20 protein-coding genes and 1 tRNA gene are annotated in these 17,840 nt (G+C 56.3%); 9 read left to right on the forward strand and 12 right to left on the reverse strand.

What is annotated here, in order from left to right; all coding sequences use genetic code 11:
* Positions 1 to 54: 54 nt before the first annotated feature.
* Genes R6X40_RS20535 through R6X40_RS20555 form a run of 5 tightly spaced genes read right to left on the reverse strand, consistent with a single transcriptional unit; the run spans position 55 to position 4,878 of the window.
* Positions 55 to 846, reverse strand: coding sequence for a purine-nucleoside phosphorylase (locus R6X40_RS20535; RefSeq protein ID WP_318415668.1), 792 nt, complete (start codon positions 844 to 846; stop codon positions 55 to 57).
* A complete protein-coding gene (locus tag R6X40_RS20540; protein WP_318415669.1) occupies positions 843 to 1,235 on the reverse strand; it encodes a cytidine deaminase in 393 nt (130 codons plus the stop codon). Before R6X40_RS20540 ends, R6X40_RS20535 begins: the two co-directional genes overlap by 4 nt.
* Before the next feature lie 2 nt (positions 1,236 to 1,237).
* Positions 1,238 to 2,209, reverse strand: a complete 972-nt coding sequence (locus tag R6X40_RS20545) for an ABC transporter permease (protein ID WP_318415670.1) — start codon at positions 2,207 to 2,209, stop codon at positions 1,238 to 1,240.
* Between the two features lie 3 nt (positions 2,210 to 2,212).
* Positions 2,213 to 3,346, reverse strand: a complete 1,134-nt coding sequence (locus R6X40_RS20550) for an ABC transporter permease (protein WP_318415671.1) — start codon at positions 3,344 to 3,346, stop codon at positions 2,213 to 2,215.
* Positions 3,343 to 4,878 carry an ABC transporter ATP-binding protein gene (locus tag R6X40_RS20555; RefSeq protein WP_318415672.1) on the reverse strand — a complete coding sequence of 512 codons (1,536 nt, stop codon included), beginning with the start codon at positions 4,876 to 4,878 and terminating at the stop codon, positions 3,343 to 3,345. The genes R6X40_RS20550 and R6X40_RS20555 overlap by 4 nt, the downstream gene beginning before the upstream one ends.
* Before the next feature lie 280 nt (positions 4,879 to 5,158).
* Between R6X40_RS20555 and R6X40_RS20560 the strand changes: the two genes are divergently transcribed.
* Positions 5,159 to 5,368 (forward strand): SlyX family protein, encoded by a 210-nt coding sequence (locus R6X40_RS20560; protein WP_318415673.1) that lies wholly within the window; start codon positions 5,159 to 5,161, stop codon positions 5,366 to 5,368.
* 84 nt (positions 5,369 to 5,452) lie between these two features.
* Here the strand turns inward: R6X40_RS20560 and R6X40_RS20565 are convergent, their stop codons facing one another.
* The 4 genes from R6X40_RS20565 to R6X40_RS20580 all read right to left on the reverse strand — a co-directional run bounded on the left by R6X40_RS20565 (position 5,453) and on the right by R6X40_RS20580 (position 10,574).
* A complete protein-coding gene (locus tag R6X40_RS20565) occupies positions 5,453 to 6,445 on the reverse strand; it encodes a BMP family ABC transporter substrate-binding protein (protein ID WP_318415674.1) in 993 nt (330 codons plus the stop codon).
* A 310-nt stretch (positions 6,446 to 6,755) separates the two neighbouring features.
* Positions 6,756 to 8,924 (reverse strand): TonB-dependent siderophore receptor, encoded by a 2,169-nt coding sequence (locus R6X40_RS20570; RefSeq protein ID WP_318415675.1) that lies wholly within the window; start codon positions 8,922 to 8,924, stop codon positions 6,756 to 6,758.
* Positions 8,925 to 9,106: 182 nt separating this feature from the next.
* Positions 9,107 to 9,991: an AraC family transcriptional regulator gene (locus tag R6X40_RS20575; RefSeq protein ID WP_318415676.1), complete on the reverse strand. Its 885-nt coding sequence runs from the start codon at positions 9,989 to 9,991 to the stop codon at positions 9,107 to 9,109.
* Positions 9,992 to 10,256: 265 nt separating this feature from the next.
* Positions 10,257 to 10,574, reverse strand: a complete 318-nt coding sequence (locus R6X40_RS20580; RefSeq protein ID WP_318415677.1) for a hypothetical protein — start codon at positions 10,572 to 10,574, stop codon at positions 10,257 to 10,259.
* 276 nt (positions 10,575 to 10,850) lie between these two features.
* Between R6X40_RS20580 and R6X40_RS20585 the strand changes: the two genes are divergently transcribed.
* From R6X40_RS20585 to R6X40_RS20595, 3 genes are all read left to right on the forward strand, one after another.
* Positions 10,851 to 10,940 (forward strand) — tRNA-Ser (locus R6X40_RS20585).
* Positions 10,941 to 11,293: 353 nt separating this feature from the next.
* A complete protein-coding gene (locus R6X40_RS20590; protein ID WP_318415678.1) occupies positions 11,294 to 12,856 on the forward strand; it encodes an AAA family ATPase in 1,563 nt (520 codons plus the stop codon).
* A 163-nt stretch (positions 12,857 to 13,019) separates the two neighbouring features.
* A complete protein-coding gene (locus R6X40_RS20595) occupies positions 13,020 to 13,919 on the forward strand; it encodes a hypothetical protein (RefSeq protein WP_318415679.1) in 900 nt (299 codons plus the stop codon).
* 126 nt (positions 13,920 to 14,045) lie between these two features.
* Here R6X40_RS20595 and R6X40_RS20600 read toward each other — a convergent pair whose 3' ends face one another.
* Positions 14,046 to 14,354 carry a hypothetical protein gene (locus tag R6X40_RS20600; protein ID WP_318415680.1) on the reverse strand — a complete coding sequence of 103 codons (309 nt, stop codon included), beginning with the start codon at positions 14,352 to 14,354 and terminating at the stop codon, positions 14,046 to 14,048.
* Between the two features lie 463 nt (positions 14,355 to 14,817).
* Between R6X40_RS20600 and R6X40_RS20605 the strand changes: the two genes are divergently transcribed.
* The 5 genes from R6X40_RS20605 (at position 14,818) to R6X40_RS20625 (ending at position 17,148) form a co-directional block, all read left to right on the forward strand.
* On the forward strand, positions 14,818 to 15,060 hold the full coding sequence (locus R6X40_RS20605; RefSeq protein ID WP_318415681.1) for a hypothetical protein: 243 nt from the start codon (positions 14,818 to 14,820) through the stop codon (positions 15,058 to 15,060).
* 226 nt (positions 15,061 to 15,286) lie between these two features.
* Positions 15,287 to 16,561, forward strand: coding sequence for an alpha/beta hydrolase (locus R6X40_RS20610; protein ID WP_412178429.1), 1,275 nt, complete (start codon positions 15,287 to 15,289; stop codon positions 16,559 to 16,561).
* A 60-nt stretch (positions 16,562 to 16,621) separates the two neighbouring features.
* Complete coding sequence (locus R6X40_RS20615; RefSeq protein ID WP_318415682.1) at positions 16,622 to 16,813, forward strand: hypothetical protein; 192 nt, start codon at positions 16,622 to 16,624, stop codon at positions 16,811 to 16,813.
* Positions 16,814 to 16,823: 10 nt separating this feature from the next.
* On the forward strand, positions 16,824 to 17,006 hold the full coding sequence (locus R6X40_RS20620; protein WP_318415683.1) for a hypothetical protein: 183 nt from the start codon (positions 16,824 to 16,826) through the stop codon (positions 17,004 to 17,006).
* Between the two features lie 10 nt (positions 17,007 to 17,016).
* On the forward strand, positions 17,017 to 17,148 hold the full coding sequence (locus R6X40_RS20625) for a hypothetical protein (RefSeq protein WP_318415684.1): 132 nt from the start codon (positions 17,017 to 17,019) through the stop codon (positions 17,146 to 17,148).
* 28 nt (positions 17,149 to 17,176) lie between these two features.
* Here R6X40_RS20625 and R6X40_RS20630 read toward each other — a convergent pair whose 3' ends face one another.
* Positions 17,177 to 17,437: a BON domain-containing protein gene (locus R6X40_RS20630; RefSeq protein WP_318415685.1), complete on the reverse strand. Its 261-nt coding sequence runs from the start codon at positions 17,435 to 17,437 to the stop codon at positions 17,177 to 17,179.
* Positions 17,438 to 17,519: 82 nt separating this feature from the next.
* The gene (locus tag R6X40_RS20635; RefSeq protein WP_318415686.1) at positions 17,520 to 17,774 is read right to left on the reverse strand and encodes a DUF982 domain-containing protein; all 255 of its coding nucleotides are present in this window, start codon (positions 17,772 to 17,774) and stop codon (positions 17,520 to 17,522) included.
* Between the last annotated feature and the right edge of the window lie 66 nt (positions 17,775 to 17,840).

The raw sequence follows: 17,840 nt of genomic DNA on the forward strand, positions 1-17,840 counted from the left end.
GACGGCCGCGCAAACCCGTCTTGCGCGCTGCCGGAGGCGCGAAAGCCTGCAGAGCTATGCGGAAATCATTTCTGCAAGGATTGAAGCCAACCGCCGACCGCCGATGGGGGCCATATCCTTGGTCTCGTGGTGGCTGAGTTCACCGCCGGTCATGCCCGCACCGAAATTGGTGATCACGGAGGCTGCGGCGACCTTCAGACCGAAGAACCGGGCGAGAATGACTTCCGGCACCGTCGACATGCCGACCGCATCGGCGCCGAGAATGCGGGCCATACGGATTTCCGCCGGCGTTTCGAAATTGGGGCCGGAGAACCACATATAGACACCCGAACCGAGCGGGATATCAAGCTTGATTGCGGCGGCACGCATGCGCTCGACCAGAGCAGGATCATAGGCCGATGTCAGGCCGACGAAGCGATCGTCGCTGTCGACGCCGATCAGTGGGCTCGAACCGGAGAAGTTGATGTGATCGGTGATCTGCATCACCGATCCCGGCGGCAGGTCTTCGCGCAGCGACCCGGCCGAGTTGGTCAGGATCAGCGTTTCAACGCCCAGCGCCTTCAATGTTTCGATCGGCGTGCGCATCGCATTGGCGTCGCCTCGCTCGTAGAAGTGCACCCGGCCGGACAGAACGATAACCGGCACGCCGCCGATTTTACCCGCGACCAGCTCACCCGCGTGACCCGATACGGCACTGACCGGAAAACCGGGAATATCCGCGTAGGAAATCCGAACGGGATCAGCCACCGCCTCGACCAGCGACCCGAGGCCGGAGCCAAGCACGATGCCATAGCGCGGCGACAGACCAACAAGCTTGGCCTTGAGCATATCAGCGGCGGCCGTCATCCGAGGATATCCGTTTCGAAGGAATGCGGTAGCAGGTCGGACATGGACAGCGTTTTCTTCACACCGCTCTCGTCACAAAGGAAAATGCGGGTGCTGGCACCGGAGAATTCCGCCAGCCGCTGGCGGCAGCCGCCGCAGGGCGGGCAGAGCGCCAGTTTCTCGGCAATGACGGCGACTTCGACGATCTTGCGCTGTCCGGCCATGACCATGTGGCTGATCGCCGTCGTTTCGGCGCACCAGCCTTCGGGAAAGGACAGGTTTTCGATATTGGCGCCGGTATAGATCTTGCCGTCTTCGGCGCGAATGGCAGCGCCGACGGGGAATTTCGAATAGGGCGCATGGGCTTTCGCCATGGCCTCGCGTGCCGCCTCGAAAAGTTCGTTTTCCATGGTCAGCGCTCCTTCACATAGGGTACGCCACCTGCCTTGGGCGGGATCGCCTTGCCGATAAAGCCGGCAAGCAGGATGACCGTGAGGATATAGGGCAGCGCCTGCATCAATTGTACCGGCACCTGACCGATCAGTGGCAACGGATTGCCCTGCAGACGAATGGCAAAGGCATCAAGAAATCCGAACAGAAGGCAGGCCAGCATGATGTTCAGCGGCCGCCACTTGGCAAAGATCAGTGCGGCGAGCGCGATATAGCCCTTGCCTGCCGTCATGCCCTTGACGAACCCGGCGCTCATGGCGAGCGACAGATAGGCGCCGGCAAAACCGCAGAGAATGCCGCAGCAGATAACGGCGCGATACCGCAGCCAGATCACCGAGATACCGGCCGTATCGACAGCGCTCGGATTTTCCCCGACTGCACGAAGGCGCAGGCCAAAACGCGTACGGTAGAGGATCCACCAGCTGAACGGCACCAGGGCGAAGGCAACATAGGTCAGGATGAAATGGCCGGACAGCAGCTCGGAATAGATCGGCCCGAGAAACGGCAGGTCCCTGACCGCATCGGCAAACGGCAAGGTCACCGTCTGGAAGCGGGCGTCACCGGAGAGCGCCGGCGTGCGGCCGCCCTGGCGGAACCAGGCTTCCCCGAGAATGACCGTCGATCCTGCAACGATGAAGTTGATGGCGACGCCGGAGACGATCTGGCTGCCGCGCTGGGTGATCGACGCATAGCCATGCACCAACGACAGCAGCACGGAAATGAGGACGGCAGCCAGAAGGCCCATCATCACATTGCCGGTGACGGCCGCGACAGCACCGGCGGCAAAGGCAGCGCCGAGCATCTTGCCTTCAAGACCGATGTCGAACACCCCTGCCCGCTCGGTGAACAGGCCTGCAAGGGCTGCAAAGATCAGCGGGACGGAAACGCGTATGGTCGATTCGAGGATCGCGATGATCGTGTGGAACAGGTCCATGGCTCAGGCTCCCCTTGTCTGCGCAGCAGCAACGGAGCGGCGGCCGATACTTGCGAATGCGCGGCCGATCGCCGGGCGGAACATGTTTTCCAGCGCTCCGGCAAACAGGATGACCAGACCCTGGATGATGACGATCATGTCCCGCGAGATCGCCGGCATTTCGAATGCGATCTCGGCGCCGCCCTGATAGAGCATGCCGAACAAAATGGCCGCCGGAATGATGCCGGCCGGATGCGACCGGCCCATCAGCGCGACGGCGATCCCGACGAAACCGGCCCCCTGCACGAAATCCAGCTGCATGCGGTATTGCTCGCCCATGATCGGGTTCAGCGCCATCATGCCAGCCAGACCGCCGGAGATCATCATGACGATGATGGTGATGCGCGCCTCGCCGATGCCGGCATAGCGCGCCGCAGACGGGCTGTGGCCCATGGTCCGCATCTCATAACCAAGCTTGGTGCGCCAGATCAGCACCCAGACGCCGAAGGCCGCCAGAAGAGCGAGCAGAAAAGAGACGTTGAACGGCGAATTACCGAGATTGAGCCCGAAGATCGACATCAGCCAGTCCAGCTTCGGAAGCTGCCCGCCCGCCTCGAAGGTACGGGTCTGTGGCGCCATCTGGCCCAGCGGTTTCAGCACCTTGGTCAGCAGATAGACCATCAGGCTGGAGGCGATGAAGTTGAACATGATGGTGGTGATAACCACATGGCTGCCACGCTTGGCCTGCAGCCAGCCGGGCAGGAAGGCCCACATCGCGCCAAAAGCAGCCGAACCGATGATCGCCAGCGGGAAGACCACGAACCAGGGCATGGTCTTGTCCAGCCAGAGACACGCAAGTGCCACCCCGATACCGCCGATATAGGCCTGGCCTTCGCTGCCGATGTTGAACAGTCCGGCGTGGAAGGCGACAGCGACCGACAGGCCCGTGAAGATGAAGGTCGTGGCATAATACAGCGTGAAGCCGATATATTCGCCACGGCCAAAGGCGCCGTTGATCATGTGATAGGCGGCCTTCAGCGGATTTTCGCCAACCAGCAGCACGACAAGCCCCGCCACCATGAAGGCGACGATCAGGTTGACCAGCGGAATCAGGCCGTATTCGGCCCAGGCCGGCAGTTTTGCGTATGGATTGCTCATTCGGCGGCCTCCTTGCGGCCTTCGACACCGGCCATCAACAGGCCGAGTTCCCCTTCGGTCGCATCCGGGTCGCGCTCACCGACAACACGGCCGGCAAACATGACGATGATACGGTCGGACAGGGCGCGGATTTCATCGAGTTCGACAGAAACGAGCAAGACAGCCTTGCCTTGATCCCGCATTTCGATGATCCGCTTGTGGATGAATTCGATGGCGCCGACATCGACGCCGCGCGTCGGCTGGCCGATGATCAGCACATCCGGCCCCCGCTCCATCTCGCGCGCCAGCACGATCTTCTGCTGGTTGCCGCCTGAGAAATTGGCGGTCTTCAGCCGCGGATTGGGTGGCCGGATGTCGTATTTCTTGATCTTTTCCTCGGCATCCGCCTGGATTGCCTTGGTATTGAGGAAGACACCGTTCAGATAACGCTTGTCGTGGTGATAACCGAGGATACCGTTCTCGGCCTCTTCAAACTTCAGCACCAGACCAACGTGATGCCGGTCTTCCGGCACGTGTGCGAGGCCTCTGTCGCGCAGGTCGCGCGGATCGACGTTGGCGGTGACATCTATCGGCTGGCCATTGAGCAAGACTTTGCCGCCGACCGCCTTGCGGATGCCGGAGATCGCTTCCAGCAATTCGGACTGGCCATTGCCCGCCACGCCGGCAATGCCGACGATTTCGCCGGCGCGCAGATTGAAAGAGACATTGTCGACCATGGTGACGCCGCGGCTATCGCGCACCGTCAGGTTTTCGACAGCGAGTTTCACTTCGCCCGGATTGGCAGCTCCCTTTTCGACCCGCAACAGCACGCGGCGGCCAACCATCAGCTCGGCTAGTTCTTCGACCGAGGTTTCCTTGGTCTTGCGCGTCGCCACCATCTCGCCACGGCGCATGACGGAGACCTCGTCGGTGATCGCCATGATCTCGCGCAGCTTGTGGGTTATGAAGATGATCGTTTTGCCCTGATCCTTCAACTGGCCGAGGATGCGGAACAGGTGATCGGCCTCCGGCGGCGTCAAAACGCCGGTCGGCTCATCGAGAATGAGGATATCGGCCTTGCGGTAGAGGGCCTTGAGGATTTCGACGCGCTGCTGCAGGCCGACCGGCAATTGCTCGATCAGCGCATCGGGATTGACCTCCAGCGCATATTCCTTTTCCAGCCGCTTCAACTCGACGCGGGCCTTGGAAATACTGGTGTTGAGGATCTGGCTTTCTTCGGCGCCGAGCATGACGTTTTCAAGCACGGTGAAATTCTCGACCAGCATAAAGTGCTGGTGGACCATGCCGATGCCGCTTGCGATCGCCGCATTGGGATCCTTGATCGTCACGGTCTTGCCGTCGATGACGATATCGCCTTTGTCGGCCTGATAGAACCCATAGAGAATCGACATCAGCGTCGATTTACCCGCGCCATTTTCACCGATAACGCCGTGAATGGTGCCCTTGCGGACGGTCAGGTTGATATTCTTGTTGGCATGAACAAGGCCGAAGCTCTTGTCGATGCCACGCAGCTCGATGGCAATATCGCTCATATTGGCCCATGTTCCCCAAGTCGGCCCGGTTATCTCCGCTTTGACAGCGGTAGCCCGGGCATCGATTTTTTTACCAGTTGGTATAAGTTTAGCATCGAATTCCGGACGCGGTAGCCCAAAAATCACGGTTTTGCCTACTCTTCCCAGTTCATCGAAGAGAGTCCAGCGCGATTTACGCGCTTCTGAGCGAAAGGCAATATAGCGGTGGGCGCGGCCTGTATCCTTCATGTGGATATGATAGGGGATGCGCTGGCATCGGAACCGCTTTCGAGGAAAAACCATGATCGACAACAACGAACGCATCACCCGGCTCGAGGAGACGGTTGCCCATCAGGCAAAGACGATCGAGGAATTGTCGGACCAACTGGCGGAACAATGGACCGTCGTCGAACAGACCCGCGCCAAACTCGACCGCTTGACCGAGCGCTTCCTGAGCCTCGAAGAACAGAGCCTGGACGCACCGGCAAATACACGTCCGCCCCATTATTGAGCCGGCTAAAGGCAAACTCGAATTCACATGAAAAAGCCGCCGATCCCAGGGGACCAGCGGCTTTTCTCATTCAATCACAGACTATCAATAGGGGCAGGCTTCGTCCGACATGTAGTCGTGAACCTGAACCGTACCGGCAACGATGTCGGCCTTGACCTTGTCGACTGCGGTCATCATCTCGGGCGTGATCAGCGCCTTGTTGTTGTCGTCGAGCGCGAAGCCGACGCCATCTTCCTTGAGGCCGAGGTTTGAAGCGCCGAATTCGAACTTGTCGTCCTTGGCAGCCTTGAAGGCTTCATAAACAGCCACGTCGACGCGCTTGAGCATCGAGGTCAAAACCTTGCCTGGCTGAAGTGCGTTCTGGTTCGAGTCAACGCCGATGCCGAGCTTGCCAGCGTCTGCAGCTGCCTGGAGCACGCCAACGCCGGTACCGCCGGCAGCGTGATAGACAACGTCAGAGCCCTGATCCATCTGCGACTTGGCGATTTCGCCGCCCTTGACCGGATCGTTCCAGGCGTCTGGTGTCGTGCCTGTATAGGCTTCGAGCACCTTGACGTCGGCGCCGGTGGACTTGGCACCACCGATGTAGCCACAGGCGAACTTGTGAATCAGCGGGATATCCATGCCGCCGACGAAGCTAACCGTCTTCGACTTGGAAGCCAGACCGGCGAGAACGCCGACGAGATACGAGCCTTCCTGCTCCTTGAAGACGATCGACTTGACGTTCGGCTTGTCAACGACGGTGTCGATGATGGCGAACTTGGTGTCCGGATATTCAGCCGAGAGCTTTTCCAGCGGCGGCGCCCAGTTGAAGCCGACGACCACGATCGGGTTGTTGCCATCACCGGCGAAGCGGCGGAGCGCCTGCTCGCGCTGGGCGTCGTTGCTGATTTCGAACTCGCGATATTCGATACCGGTTTCGGTCTTGAACTTTTCTGCGCCGTTGAAGGCTGCTTCGTTGAAGGATTTGTCGAACTTGCCGCCGAGATCGAAAATGAGCGCCGGCTTGACGTCGGCGGCGAGCGCCGTGGCGGACATCATCGAAAAGGCAAAGAGACCGAGGATGGTTTTTTTCATTGTGCAGCCCTGTTGTTGCTATTGATCTTGTTGGGTCCTCCCGCAAGCTCCTCTGCGGGAGCATGTCTGCGGAACCACCACTCCCTTTTGGGGATGTCTGGCTGGCGCGCATCCTTACATGCCTCCAATCAAAATTCACCCGAAATTTTTCAATTGGTAAAAAAAGGTAAATGGCTCAAAAAACCGGCAAAATCATCAGCTTTGCGGGCAAAGTGGTGCCATTGTTTGTGCACACAGCATCGACAGCAGACAAAGAAAGGGTCGCGGCACCGACGTGCCGCGACCCTTAAATTCAATCATCCGTCCGAGCTTACCAGGACTTGCTGAGCTTCAGCGTAACCGTCCGCTGGTCGCCGTAGCCGCAGGTAAACAGACCCTGGCAACCCTTGACGTAGTCCTTGTCGAACAGATTGGTGACGTTGAGCGCCGCACCCCAACCGTTCTTTTGGTAGCGGATCGCAGCATCAGCCACGACAGCGTCGGGAACCTTGCGGGTATTTGCCATATCGGCGAACGATTCGCCCTGATAGCGCAGGCCACCACCGACACTGACGCCTTCCATCGCGCCTTCCGTCACCAGATACTCGACCCACAGGGCAGCCTGATGTTCGGGGATCAGGTAGGGCCGATTGCCGACCAGCGCGGGATTGAGATCTTCGGTGACTTCGAGATCGTTATAAGTATAGGAGCCGAGCAGCCTCCAGTTCTGGTTCAGGTTGACCTTGCCTTCCAGTTCCAGACCGGTTGAGGTCACTTCGCCAAGCTGTTCCTGCAGGAAGTCGGGGCGGGTCAGTGCCACGTTCTTCTTGACGATGTGGTAGACGGAGGCGGTGAACAGGCCATCGATAAAGGTCGGCTCATACTTGATACCGCCTTCGATCTGATGGCCCTCTTCCGGCTTGAGCGCTCCTCCGGTAAAGGCCGTTCCGACCAGCGGGTTGAAGAAGGTTGACGCCGACACATAAGGCGTCAGGCCGTTGTCGAATTCATAGGCAAGACCGGCGCGGCCGCTGAGCGCGCTGTCGGTGGTGCTGTAGGAGCCCGTCGCAAGCCGCGAGTTGTTTTCGATATCAACGTAATCGTAGCGGCCGTTCAGCGTCGCGAGCCAACCATCCCCAAACCGGATCTGATCCTGCGCATAAACGCCGGTCTGCTTCATCCGCGTGATACCATCAAGATAGGTGAAGTACGCTGGCAGCGCGCCGCCATAGACGGGGTTCGTCGGATCAAGGTCGGAGGCAGGGAATGCCGAGGCCTGGGTCTGGTCGATCTTGAAGTTCTTGTAATCGAGGCCGAGCAACAACGAATGGTTCAGCGGGCCTGTCGAGAATTCCTTTTCAGCCCGGTTATCGACGCTGAAATTATCAACCGACGTATCGTGCTTGAAACCGAGACGAGCCAGATCGTAGGTCGCGGTATAGGCGTAGGGGTACACAAGCTCTTCAGCCTTATCGAGATGGCTGTAGCGCAGGTTCTGCGAGACCTTCCAGCCATTGTCGAACTCATGTGAGAATTCGTAGCCGAACATCTGCTGGTCGTAACGGCCGAAATCATGATCCGGCTCGCCGGTGAACAGGTCGCGGTCGATCTTGCCGAACGGTGCATTCGTGACCGTGCCTTCATAGGGCAGGAAGCCGTTGCCGACATGGGTCTGGTCGAACGCCGAGGCGATCGCATAAACCGTCAGCGACGTGGCGTCATCCGGTGCATAGGTGATCTGCGGCATGATGAAGCCGCGCAGATCTTCCGAGTAGTCCGAGTAGTTGTCGCCACCGGAAACCTTGCCGGTGATGCGATAGGTAATTGTCCCGTCGGCATTCGCCTTGTCATTGACGTCGAAGCCGAAGAAGGAATTGCCGAAATTGTTGATGCCGATCTCGGTGGAATAGGCCGGCTCTGCCTGGGGCCGCTTGCGCACGAGATCGACGATACCGCCGGGGTTCGATCCACCATAAAGAACGGAGGCCGGACCTTTCAGCACCTCGACGCGCTCCATCATGTACGCATCCGTCTGAAAGCCGCCGAAGCCGTACGAATAGAGGTTGAGACCATCGAGAAACACGCCTGTCTGAGTGGCATCGAAGCCGCGGATATAGAACCAGTCCGTGTCCGGATCGCTGCCGAAGGGCTCGGTCGAAACGCCGGCGGTGTAGCGCAACGCCTCGTCGATCTTGGTGACGACGCCGCGATCACCCAACTCCTTGCGGCCAATGACCGAAACGGATTGCGGAATTTCGGAAACCGGCGTCGCTGTCTTTGATCCCGTACCCGTCGTCTTTGGAACGTAGCCATCGACAGGACCGGTCGCATCGCTCTCGCTGGGCTTGCCGCCCTTGCCGCCTTCGACGGTCAGGCGCTCCAGCGCGGTGGCGCCACCCGTTACCGCATCCTGCGCATAGGCAGATTGCGCCACGGCAATTGCCGCAACGGCAGCACTCGCCATCAATACCCGGTAGAGACCAGTCCCCTTGATCTGCATGATTCGTCACCCCCGCTTGAAACCGGGCGCCTTCGCCCCCGTCGGCGGCACGCGATCCGGCATTTCCATGAATATAAGCGGAGTCTTTAGCTCAACTATACGGCGGCGGGATTGTCTCTGACTGCGGTTCTTGAACGTTTCTGGTCCATATTCCGCATTGTGCCCAGGCAAAGCGCAAATGCTCAGAGCCGCTGGCTTTTCGCCCAGGTCGCGGGGGTCGCGCCAACCGTCTTGCGGAAGACACGGGTGAAATGCGCTTGATCGGCAAAGCCGGTTTCGGCGGCAACCACACTCATCGGAAATTCGCCGGTGAGCATCAGATGCTTGGCGCGCTCGATCCGCGCCTTCATCTGCCATTGGTGTGGCGGCAGACCCGTCGAGGCCTTGAAGGCATGGCTGAAATAGGATTGCGACAGGCCGGTGAGTGTCGCCAGCTCTTCGAGCCGGATACCGCGCAGGCAGTTCTCCTCGATATAGTCAATCGAGCGGCGAAGCTGCCATGAGGCGAGTTCGCTCCGCTTGCGCGTTCGCACCGGACCGAGCCTCATGACATCGACGAACAGCGCGACCGATAGACCGTCGCCATAAAGATCGTGCAATGGCTGAGGATTGGCGCACTCGGCGGCAATCAGCTCCGCCAAAGCCAGGAATCTTGGCTCGGAAAACATCAGCCGCGGCGTATCCAACTTGCGCGCGTCGAGGTCCTCCATCAGCCGGCGGCTGAGGATATCAGCGTTGAAATGCAGATCGAGATGGCGAACATAGTTCACATCGACCATTTCGGCCCACAATTCCATGCCTGCCGGAATATAGGAGATAACCTGTCTGCGGCTGTCTTCTGCGACAGCCTGATGGGCCTGCCGCAGCCGGATGTTGCGCCGCCCTCCCCCTTTTGCGTCGAGCACGATGAACAACCGGGGATCATCCGCCACATAGAACCCACCTGCGGCGGGCGCGCATTCGACATCCCAGAGATCTGCAACAATCCCGTTCCACTCGCGCCGGTTCAGTCCGCCGATGACGGAGAACCCGGAAATCCTGTTGTTCATACGCGGTTGGAAAGTCATGACATCTCGGCAGAATCGGCTTTCGCCGCTGATGGGAACAAAACCTACTTTTTATATTCAAGTTTTGATTATGCCAAAACTGGGACCTTTGCAATTGCTGAAACGCCCGCGAAACCCTTGTTTATCGGGCGTTGTTTCCTTTTCGCCATGCTTGGCGTGCCCATTCAGGCGATCGATCAGGAGATGCACGCTGCGCGCGTAAAAACCTACGCTTAGCGGAACGAGAAGCGACGCATTAGGGCTTTTAGGTTCGACACGCCTTTGCTCAGGCCGAGAACCGCCCTGCGGTGGACGGGCGCTTATAGGCGATCACCCAAAGGATCAGCGCGATCAGCAGAAAGAAGGCAAAAGCCGGCTGCTGCAGCGACCAGCGGATCAGCGAATCGAGAAAGGCACCATTCGCATGCGGCCGCTCGAGGCTCTGCACGAGAGACTGCGTCGAGGACCCGCCGGCCGCAAGTGCTGCAGCCAATGGCGTCAACACCGGCTGGGATGCCGACACGGACTGGATGGCATCGACGGATGCGACGAGAACACCAACGACCAGCGCCAGAAAACTCGCAAACCGCAGCAAGAACCGCATTCCGCCTCCACTATCCGTCCATATTTGCCGACCCCGGCAAGCAATAAGCACAGGCTCGGAGAAGTGCAATCCCGGCTTTTCGCAGGTGCGGATCGCAAGAAGTCAAAAAACTGTCAGAAATCAGTTGATCCCACCGAGTTCCTCGGTATATATCGCGCCGGTCGCAGGTTTTCACCCGCGGCCTACCCGGTTTGGCACAGCCGAACCGGGCGTCAGGAGAAAGCAAGCGCTTGTCTCTAATCCATCGGCCCCAACCGCCGGTGCGATTGACAAAACGGACAGGTGGCCGAGTGGTTGAAGGCGCACGCCTGGAAAGTGTGTATACGTGAGAGCGTATCGCGGGTTCGAATCCCGCTCTGTCCGCCATTTTTGCAAGAGAAATCTTTGCTTTTCAAGCACATTAGCGATTTTCGTTAGTAAGGTTGCTAACCCTTCTACCATCAATTAGCCTCGTGGGAATTGCGTATCCTGGTCTTCGCCCTGCGCCGGTCCGTGTGATCGCGAGAGGAATCGGACAAATCGTGCTCGGGCAGGCGATGACGTCCCAGCGGGACGAATCATTTTTGTTGAGCGACGGTTTGGCGGCGAATTATCGTGCTGGGTAAGTGAGTGGCACAACTCACGCGGACCAAACACCGCGCTCGACACCCCTAGCACGCTCCTCCAAATTGTGCGAACGTCTCAAATATGTGCCGCCATTTAAACTGCGAATCCGATAGATGAAATTAAGCTATTCCGTTGAAAACCTGCGGCGCCTCTCGTCGATCCCAATGATCGAAATAAGACCCCTAACAATCTTACTGGGCAGAAACAGCGCTGGGAAAAGCACATTTCTTCGGTCCTTGCCGCTTCTCCGCCAGTCGATTGAAACGAAATCAAGTGCGCCAATCCTATGGTACGGCGACTTCGTGGACTTCGGTAACTACAGAAGTGCCGTGGCAGACAACGATACCACAAAAAAAATCACATTTTCTTTTGAAATGGATGAGTTTTCGCAATCGGTCCGAACAGCAGCATATTTGACAATTAACGGGGCGCCACAAACCCAGACGAAGAACGTGAACTACGGACGTGTCAAAGCCCTGTACTCAGTGAGGGCGGGTGATGAGGGGACCGATAGGCACGAGATTGCAGTAAAGATAAATGACATTGGTAGTGAACTGAGAATTACATTTGGGGACGAGGGGCCTTTCGCAAGCGAAATCGCCCTTAATGGCCGAGAAATTAAAGGAGTATTCGACTCGCGAGAGCTCTATTTTTCGCAATCAAACATATTCAGTACGCCTTCGGTTTTTTCTAGAAATAAGGACAAGCTCCTTGTCCCGGAAACGCGGACCGAATTCTTCCGAAAACTAGTCGAGAAGGAGTTGGGAAATTTAGACCAACGTATCGGAAAGCGTAGAATTTTGTCGGAATCGTCTAGAATTCTTCAAAAGAGAATGATCGACCAAACGACTATCCACGAACTCGCTAAAACGGACACTCAAACATTCCACCATTACTACCTTGGGTTGCTTCAGAAGTGGCGGCAAAATACCCGGCAGAGACTGGACGACCTTTGCAAGATTAATCACGCATTGAATGTATTAGAAGCACTTAGCAGTAGTCTAGCGACAATGTTCCGGTCGGTGGAGTATATTGGGCCTGCTCGCGCCCGAAGCGAACGTTTCTATCGTCAGCAGGAGTTAGAGGTTGCCGAAATATCTCCCGACGGAAGAAACCTGCCAATGTTCTTGGCATCGTTGGACCGCCACAGATTGAATGAGTTTTCCAACTGGGTGGAGAGAATTTTCGGTTACGGCGTAAGTGTCCATAAAACTGAGGGGCACATAAGCATTAATCTCGACCACGGTGGAAAATCAATAAATGTGTTAGATACGGGTTACGGTGTATCCCAAGTCCTCCCCGTTTTGACGCAAATTTGGTGGATGCAGCATCCACGTAGGCCTGGCAATCGAGGTTCCTCCGGAAATAAAACACTGCTAATCGAACAGCCAGAGTTGCACCTACATCCGGCACATCAAGCGCTTTTGGCGGATGTTTTCGTCGAGGCCCTAAGTTCCAAAGCTGGTTTTCCAATATCCTTTATCGTTGAAACGCATAGTGAGAGCTTAGTGAATAAAATCGGAGAATTGATTTCCAAGAAAGCACTTTCGAAAGATAAGGTACAAATCGTAATATTTGGCGAGGACGATACCGACAGCGATTCCCAAGTGTCGATCGCAACATTTAGCGAAGATGGCGTTCTGCAAAACTGGCCATTTGGCTTCTTTAATTATTGACATCATGATCATATATTTTGATGCCTCTGACGAGGACCTAATTTCTACTCCATTGGATGAGCTTGATCTTCTTTTCTCTGAAATCCTCAGGGCGAGCATACTAGCGAATCACTATATTGTAATCAGTCGGCGGACGTGCGCGTGGGCCCTAACGCATGTTGATATGAGCCGCAAAAATCGCGCGCATCTAGATTTCCTCCGCCAAGATTTTGCTCAACGGGGATCCATGCTCGCTGTTGCACCCACGCTCATCAATATTGGACTCGGCACTTCTGGACTACAGAAAACGACTAATAATTCATACGAGATTGGGCATCGGCCGTTGTTGCGGGGCAAATACCTTGAAGAGCCCATCCTCCTTGTTGAGAACTCCAAAAATGACGGTGATTTCGTTCAACAGATTTTCTTTGTTTTGAGAAAAACCCACCCTGTCAAAGAGTATTCTTTCACTGCTAGGCATGGCGGAGGGTCAACTATAGTCCACTGCTTCGACGAGGAGATCGTTCAAAAGCGCGTCGTAGTCTGTTTGATTGACAGTGACAAGCTCTCACCCGGTCACGTCGACTCTGCAACACTGAAATCTCTTGTTCGAGTATCTATGCTAGGAAGCTTTATAGGCGATATATTCGTTACTAAGTGTCGAGAAATTGAGAACCATCTGCCTGCTAATCTGATACAACAACATAACATTTGCCCAGATTATAAGGAATTTGAATTACTTTTCAAATTTACCAATAAAAGCGACACAGAAGATTCCGCCAATCCTTGGCTATACTTCGATATCAAGGACGGTATCTCCGGTAAGGTTTTCTTGTCCAAGGCGCATGCAAGTTCCACGCGCGAGTGGGTTCGAACTGCGTTTTCTCAGCCTGGCGGATCTTTCGACGATCTAAACTTACCTGGGTTTGGACCTAATATCATGAGGCAATTTCTGGATAGCGGACCAGCGATGAGAGACTTTAAGACGCATATGTTATCGCCATATTGGGGGAACGTTTTCGGGGGGGTTTTTGAGCAAATGCTCTGGTATTTTGCGTCCGATAAAAGGAGGTCCACCATATAGCAACCCACCGGCATAAGTTACTGCAAGACCGACATCGCGCCTTAGGTGGGTAAGCCAAGCCGAATCGCTAGCGCAGCCATTTTTCAAGTCTTTGAGCGGAGGTAATAACCTCTCGCCAGATCGCAATCATGACCGCTGACTTGGCTCAGGCGGATAGAGTTGGCGAATAGCTTCCCACGTGCGACCGCGCATAAGCATTTCCCGCCAAACGAGATCGTCGCCATCACCGGCAAATACGTTTGGGTAAATCAACCGCATTAGCGTACTCGACAACCAATCACGCGCGCTAGTCCGGTCTCCCTCACGCTTGAAGAACAGCTTGCCAATTTCATCGCTACCAGTTTCTTTTAGGTATCTTTGATCAGCATTGGCAAACATTAACGCATGGAGGCTTAAACCCAACTCGCTTTGCCGTTCTTGGCTAGCGAGAAACATAAGTTATTACCATGCGACCAGATGTTAGGCCGTCCGGCCTTGATGCGGTTGCGCAATTCGCGGTTCAAGAGGTCAATTTTCGTTGCCATATGGAGGTGTCCAGCGCTGTTAGTTGCCAAATTCAACTAATCGCTTAGAACCCATCCGCAGATATTTTGAATAGTCGTCAATAACTAAAAGCTATTGATATCAACAGGCTGGCTATTTGCGACTAGTCACGATTAGTCAACCCATTAGACGCTCTGTCCGCCATCTTCTTTCCTTTGTATTCTTCGTCATTCCTAGCGGCACCTATCCAGTACGCATTTGCCATTCGCAAACGCGTCGCCCTCCGGGTTGCGGCTCGTATCAAGTTCGACTTTCCGTAAGCGCGCGCCTGCGCTAAACCATCATGGCAATCGACAGTCAGCTTTTACCGCGAATTTCCAGTCCGGCCCTATGCCACCGCCAAGGAGAAATGAGCATGACGTATATCGCATCCCCCAAACGCCCCATTGGTCATCCGGAACGCGCGCTCGACTGTGAAGAAGCGCTCCAGGTGGCACTTGAGCACCTGTCGAACGAAGCATCGCTTACGGAGGAAGACGTCGAGGCAAAGCTGGTCGAAGGCGGTTTGGCTGCGGGATGGGAGGAGGCGGAACTGAGGATAGCCATCGCGGACTTGCGCCGGAATGCGGCCCTCGGCTTGCAGGGCCTATCGGGATAGCCCCGGCGCCAATCCATCAAATTGCAGCGACAACCATGGTCGAGCCTCGGCATCATGACTCGCATCCGGCTGTGTCAAAAATACAATATGAAGCTGTGTCATGGATAGGCCGGGGCAGCCAAGTTGCCCGGTTCGGACTTGACGGCGGGAGCTGACTGTGGACTGAGTTCAGCGCACAATTCCAGGCTGTCTTGTTAACTTTTGTGTTTTTGTTGGAAGCGTATCCATGACCTCAGCATCGAACGGCATGCCTGTCACGTTTTCACATCGGGCAACACTCCGGCGTCTGGCCATAATTTTACCGCTTGTTGTGGCGCTCAGCGGGTGCGGTGGTCATGCCAAGGGCGTCATGCAGCCGCTCGACCTTGCCGCCGAACCGAAGGGCAATGCCGTCGTGGATATGCTGGTAGCAACCAGCCGCCAGCCCTCCGACGATCCAGCCACCCTGTTTTCCGGCGAACGCAGCGCGCATCCTTCGATCACCGATGTTGCCGTCTCCATCCCACCCGGCACCGTTCGTACATCTGGAACCGTGCAATGGCCGAAGAAGCTGCCGCCCAATCCGCAAACCGATTTCGCCGTTGTGCGCGTCAAGCCGCTGCAGACTGTTCAGGATGGGCACGAATGGGTGCGCAAGCACGGCCGCGGCGGTCACGCGATGGTCTTCATTCACGGCTTCAACAATACCTATGAAGATTCAGTCTTCCGCTTTGCTCAGATCGTGCACGATTCCGGCGCTGACGTAACGCCGGTCCTCTTCACCTGGCCGTCACGTGCCAAAGTGTTCGACTATAATTACGACAAGGAAAGCACCAACTATTCTCGCACCTCGCTGGAGAATACGCTGAAGGCACTGGTCGACGACAAGAACATCAAGGACATCACTATCCTCGCGCATTCGATGGGAACCTGGCTGGCCATGGAATCGATCCGCCAGATGGCGATCCGCGATGGCGGCCTTCCGAAGAAAATCGAAAACGTCATTCTAGCGTCGCCCGATATCGATGTTGACGTATTTTCCCGGCAATGGGCCGAGCTTGGCACCAGAAAGCCGAATTTCACCATCTTCGTTTCGCAAGACGACCGGGCGCTGGCGCTGTCGCGTTATATCTCCGGCGACGTCCAACGACTTGGCCAGATCAACCCGGCAGAAGAACCTTACAAGAGCAAGCTGGAAGAATCCGGCATCACCGTGGTCGATCTGACGAAGGTGAAATCCACCGATAGCCTGAACCACGGAAAATTTGCCGAGAGCCCCGAGATCGTCAAGCTGATTGGCCAGCGGCTCGTCACCGGACAGACACTGACAGATTCCGATATCGGTATTGGCGATGGCATTGGTGCCTTGGTCGCCGGCACGGTCAACACCGTGGGTAAGGTCGCAGCTACCACGGTTTCCGCACCAGTCGATATTCTTTCGGGCAACATGAAACCGCTGCCCAAGAAAAAACCGACTGAAGTCGGTGGAACCTTGCAAAGCGAAAAGGCACCGCTCAACTAGGCATCGCCTCGGAACATTCTGGCTTGCGCATCGTTTTGCTCCTCATAAAGGAGAAGAACCATGCCAACCACAATTCCCGTTTCACAAGACGAAAGCCCGCGCGGCCCACAGACGACGCCCGGCCTGCCCGACCGCTCGCAGGACAAACCTGCAAAACCGCCGGTTACGGACAAGGGCGACACGCGCAATCCCAACGATCCCGTGATTGACCCGGTGCTTTTGCCGATCGGCGATCCCGCTGGCATGGCGTGAGGACAAACAGATGTCTACCGACGATACCAATGCAACGCCTGAACAGAAAAACCCGAAGGATGTTCATCGTCCTCCGGGCAAGCCGTCGAATGCTGATGAACAATCGAAAGCTCCGCCGATGGTTCAGCACGTTGGCGGCAAGGATGAAAGCGAGAAGCCAGTCGTGAACCCCGTTACCGGCGGCGCGATCTAGGGAGATCCGAATGATCATCTCCGAAATGCAGAAAAATGCGGCCCATCGGCAATACCGGCAGCTGATGTTTCGTCAGATGCTGATGTGGCTTGTCGGCATAGCGCTTCCGGTCGCTCTCATCATCGCTGTTTTTCTGTTTTGAGGTAGCGGCAAGCCGCCTGGGTTAGCGGCTAATGCTGCAGCAAGACTTCAACACGGTTTTCGACCAGATGTACGCCGATCACAGAGGCGGCGGCCTCTTCGACGCAGCCGATTTCGGTTTCGCACGAGACATAGCCACTGAGAACCACCATCCGGCCGAGCGCCATCACCTGCAGGCGTGATGTGTCAATCAGCACGACATACTGGATGTAGCGCAGGACCTTACCGGCCAGATCGTCGTCAGTCAGGTCCGGGTGATCGTCCTGGTGAATATAGGTCTGTTTGTGCATAGCAATGATGTCCTTCCATAGGACAACGCAAGCTTTTCCCGAATGTTCCGGTTTTCTGAAATGAGTTTGTGAGAAGAGAACGTCAGGCGCCCGGCTGCACATGAATGAAGGCCTCGACTGCAGCGGCGATGAAATCCTGGCGTGCATAGTCCACCGGCTGCTCACCGCGCAGAACACAGCGGCAGGTCTGGATCGCCGCGTTGTAGGCCGTGCCGTCATGAACAGGCCACTTGCCGAGCAAGCACTGTGCAGCTTCGCGGGTGTTACGAACGATGCGGTAATTTCCTACCCCGTCGAGTTCAAGCACAACAGGCTCTGGCCACCACTTTTCGATCATTTTACAACCTCCTGCAACCATCTTCGCATATGAGCCTTGCGTGAAATATGCGTCGGCGCAAAATCC

Source organism: Rhizobium sp. PL01 (assembly GCF_033447125.1).
Lineage (GTDB): Bacteria > Pseudomonadota > Alphaproteobacteria > Rhizobiales > Rhizobiaceae > Pararhizobium.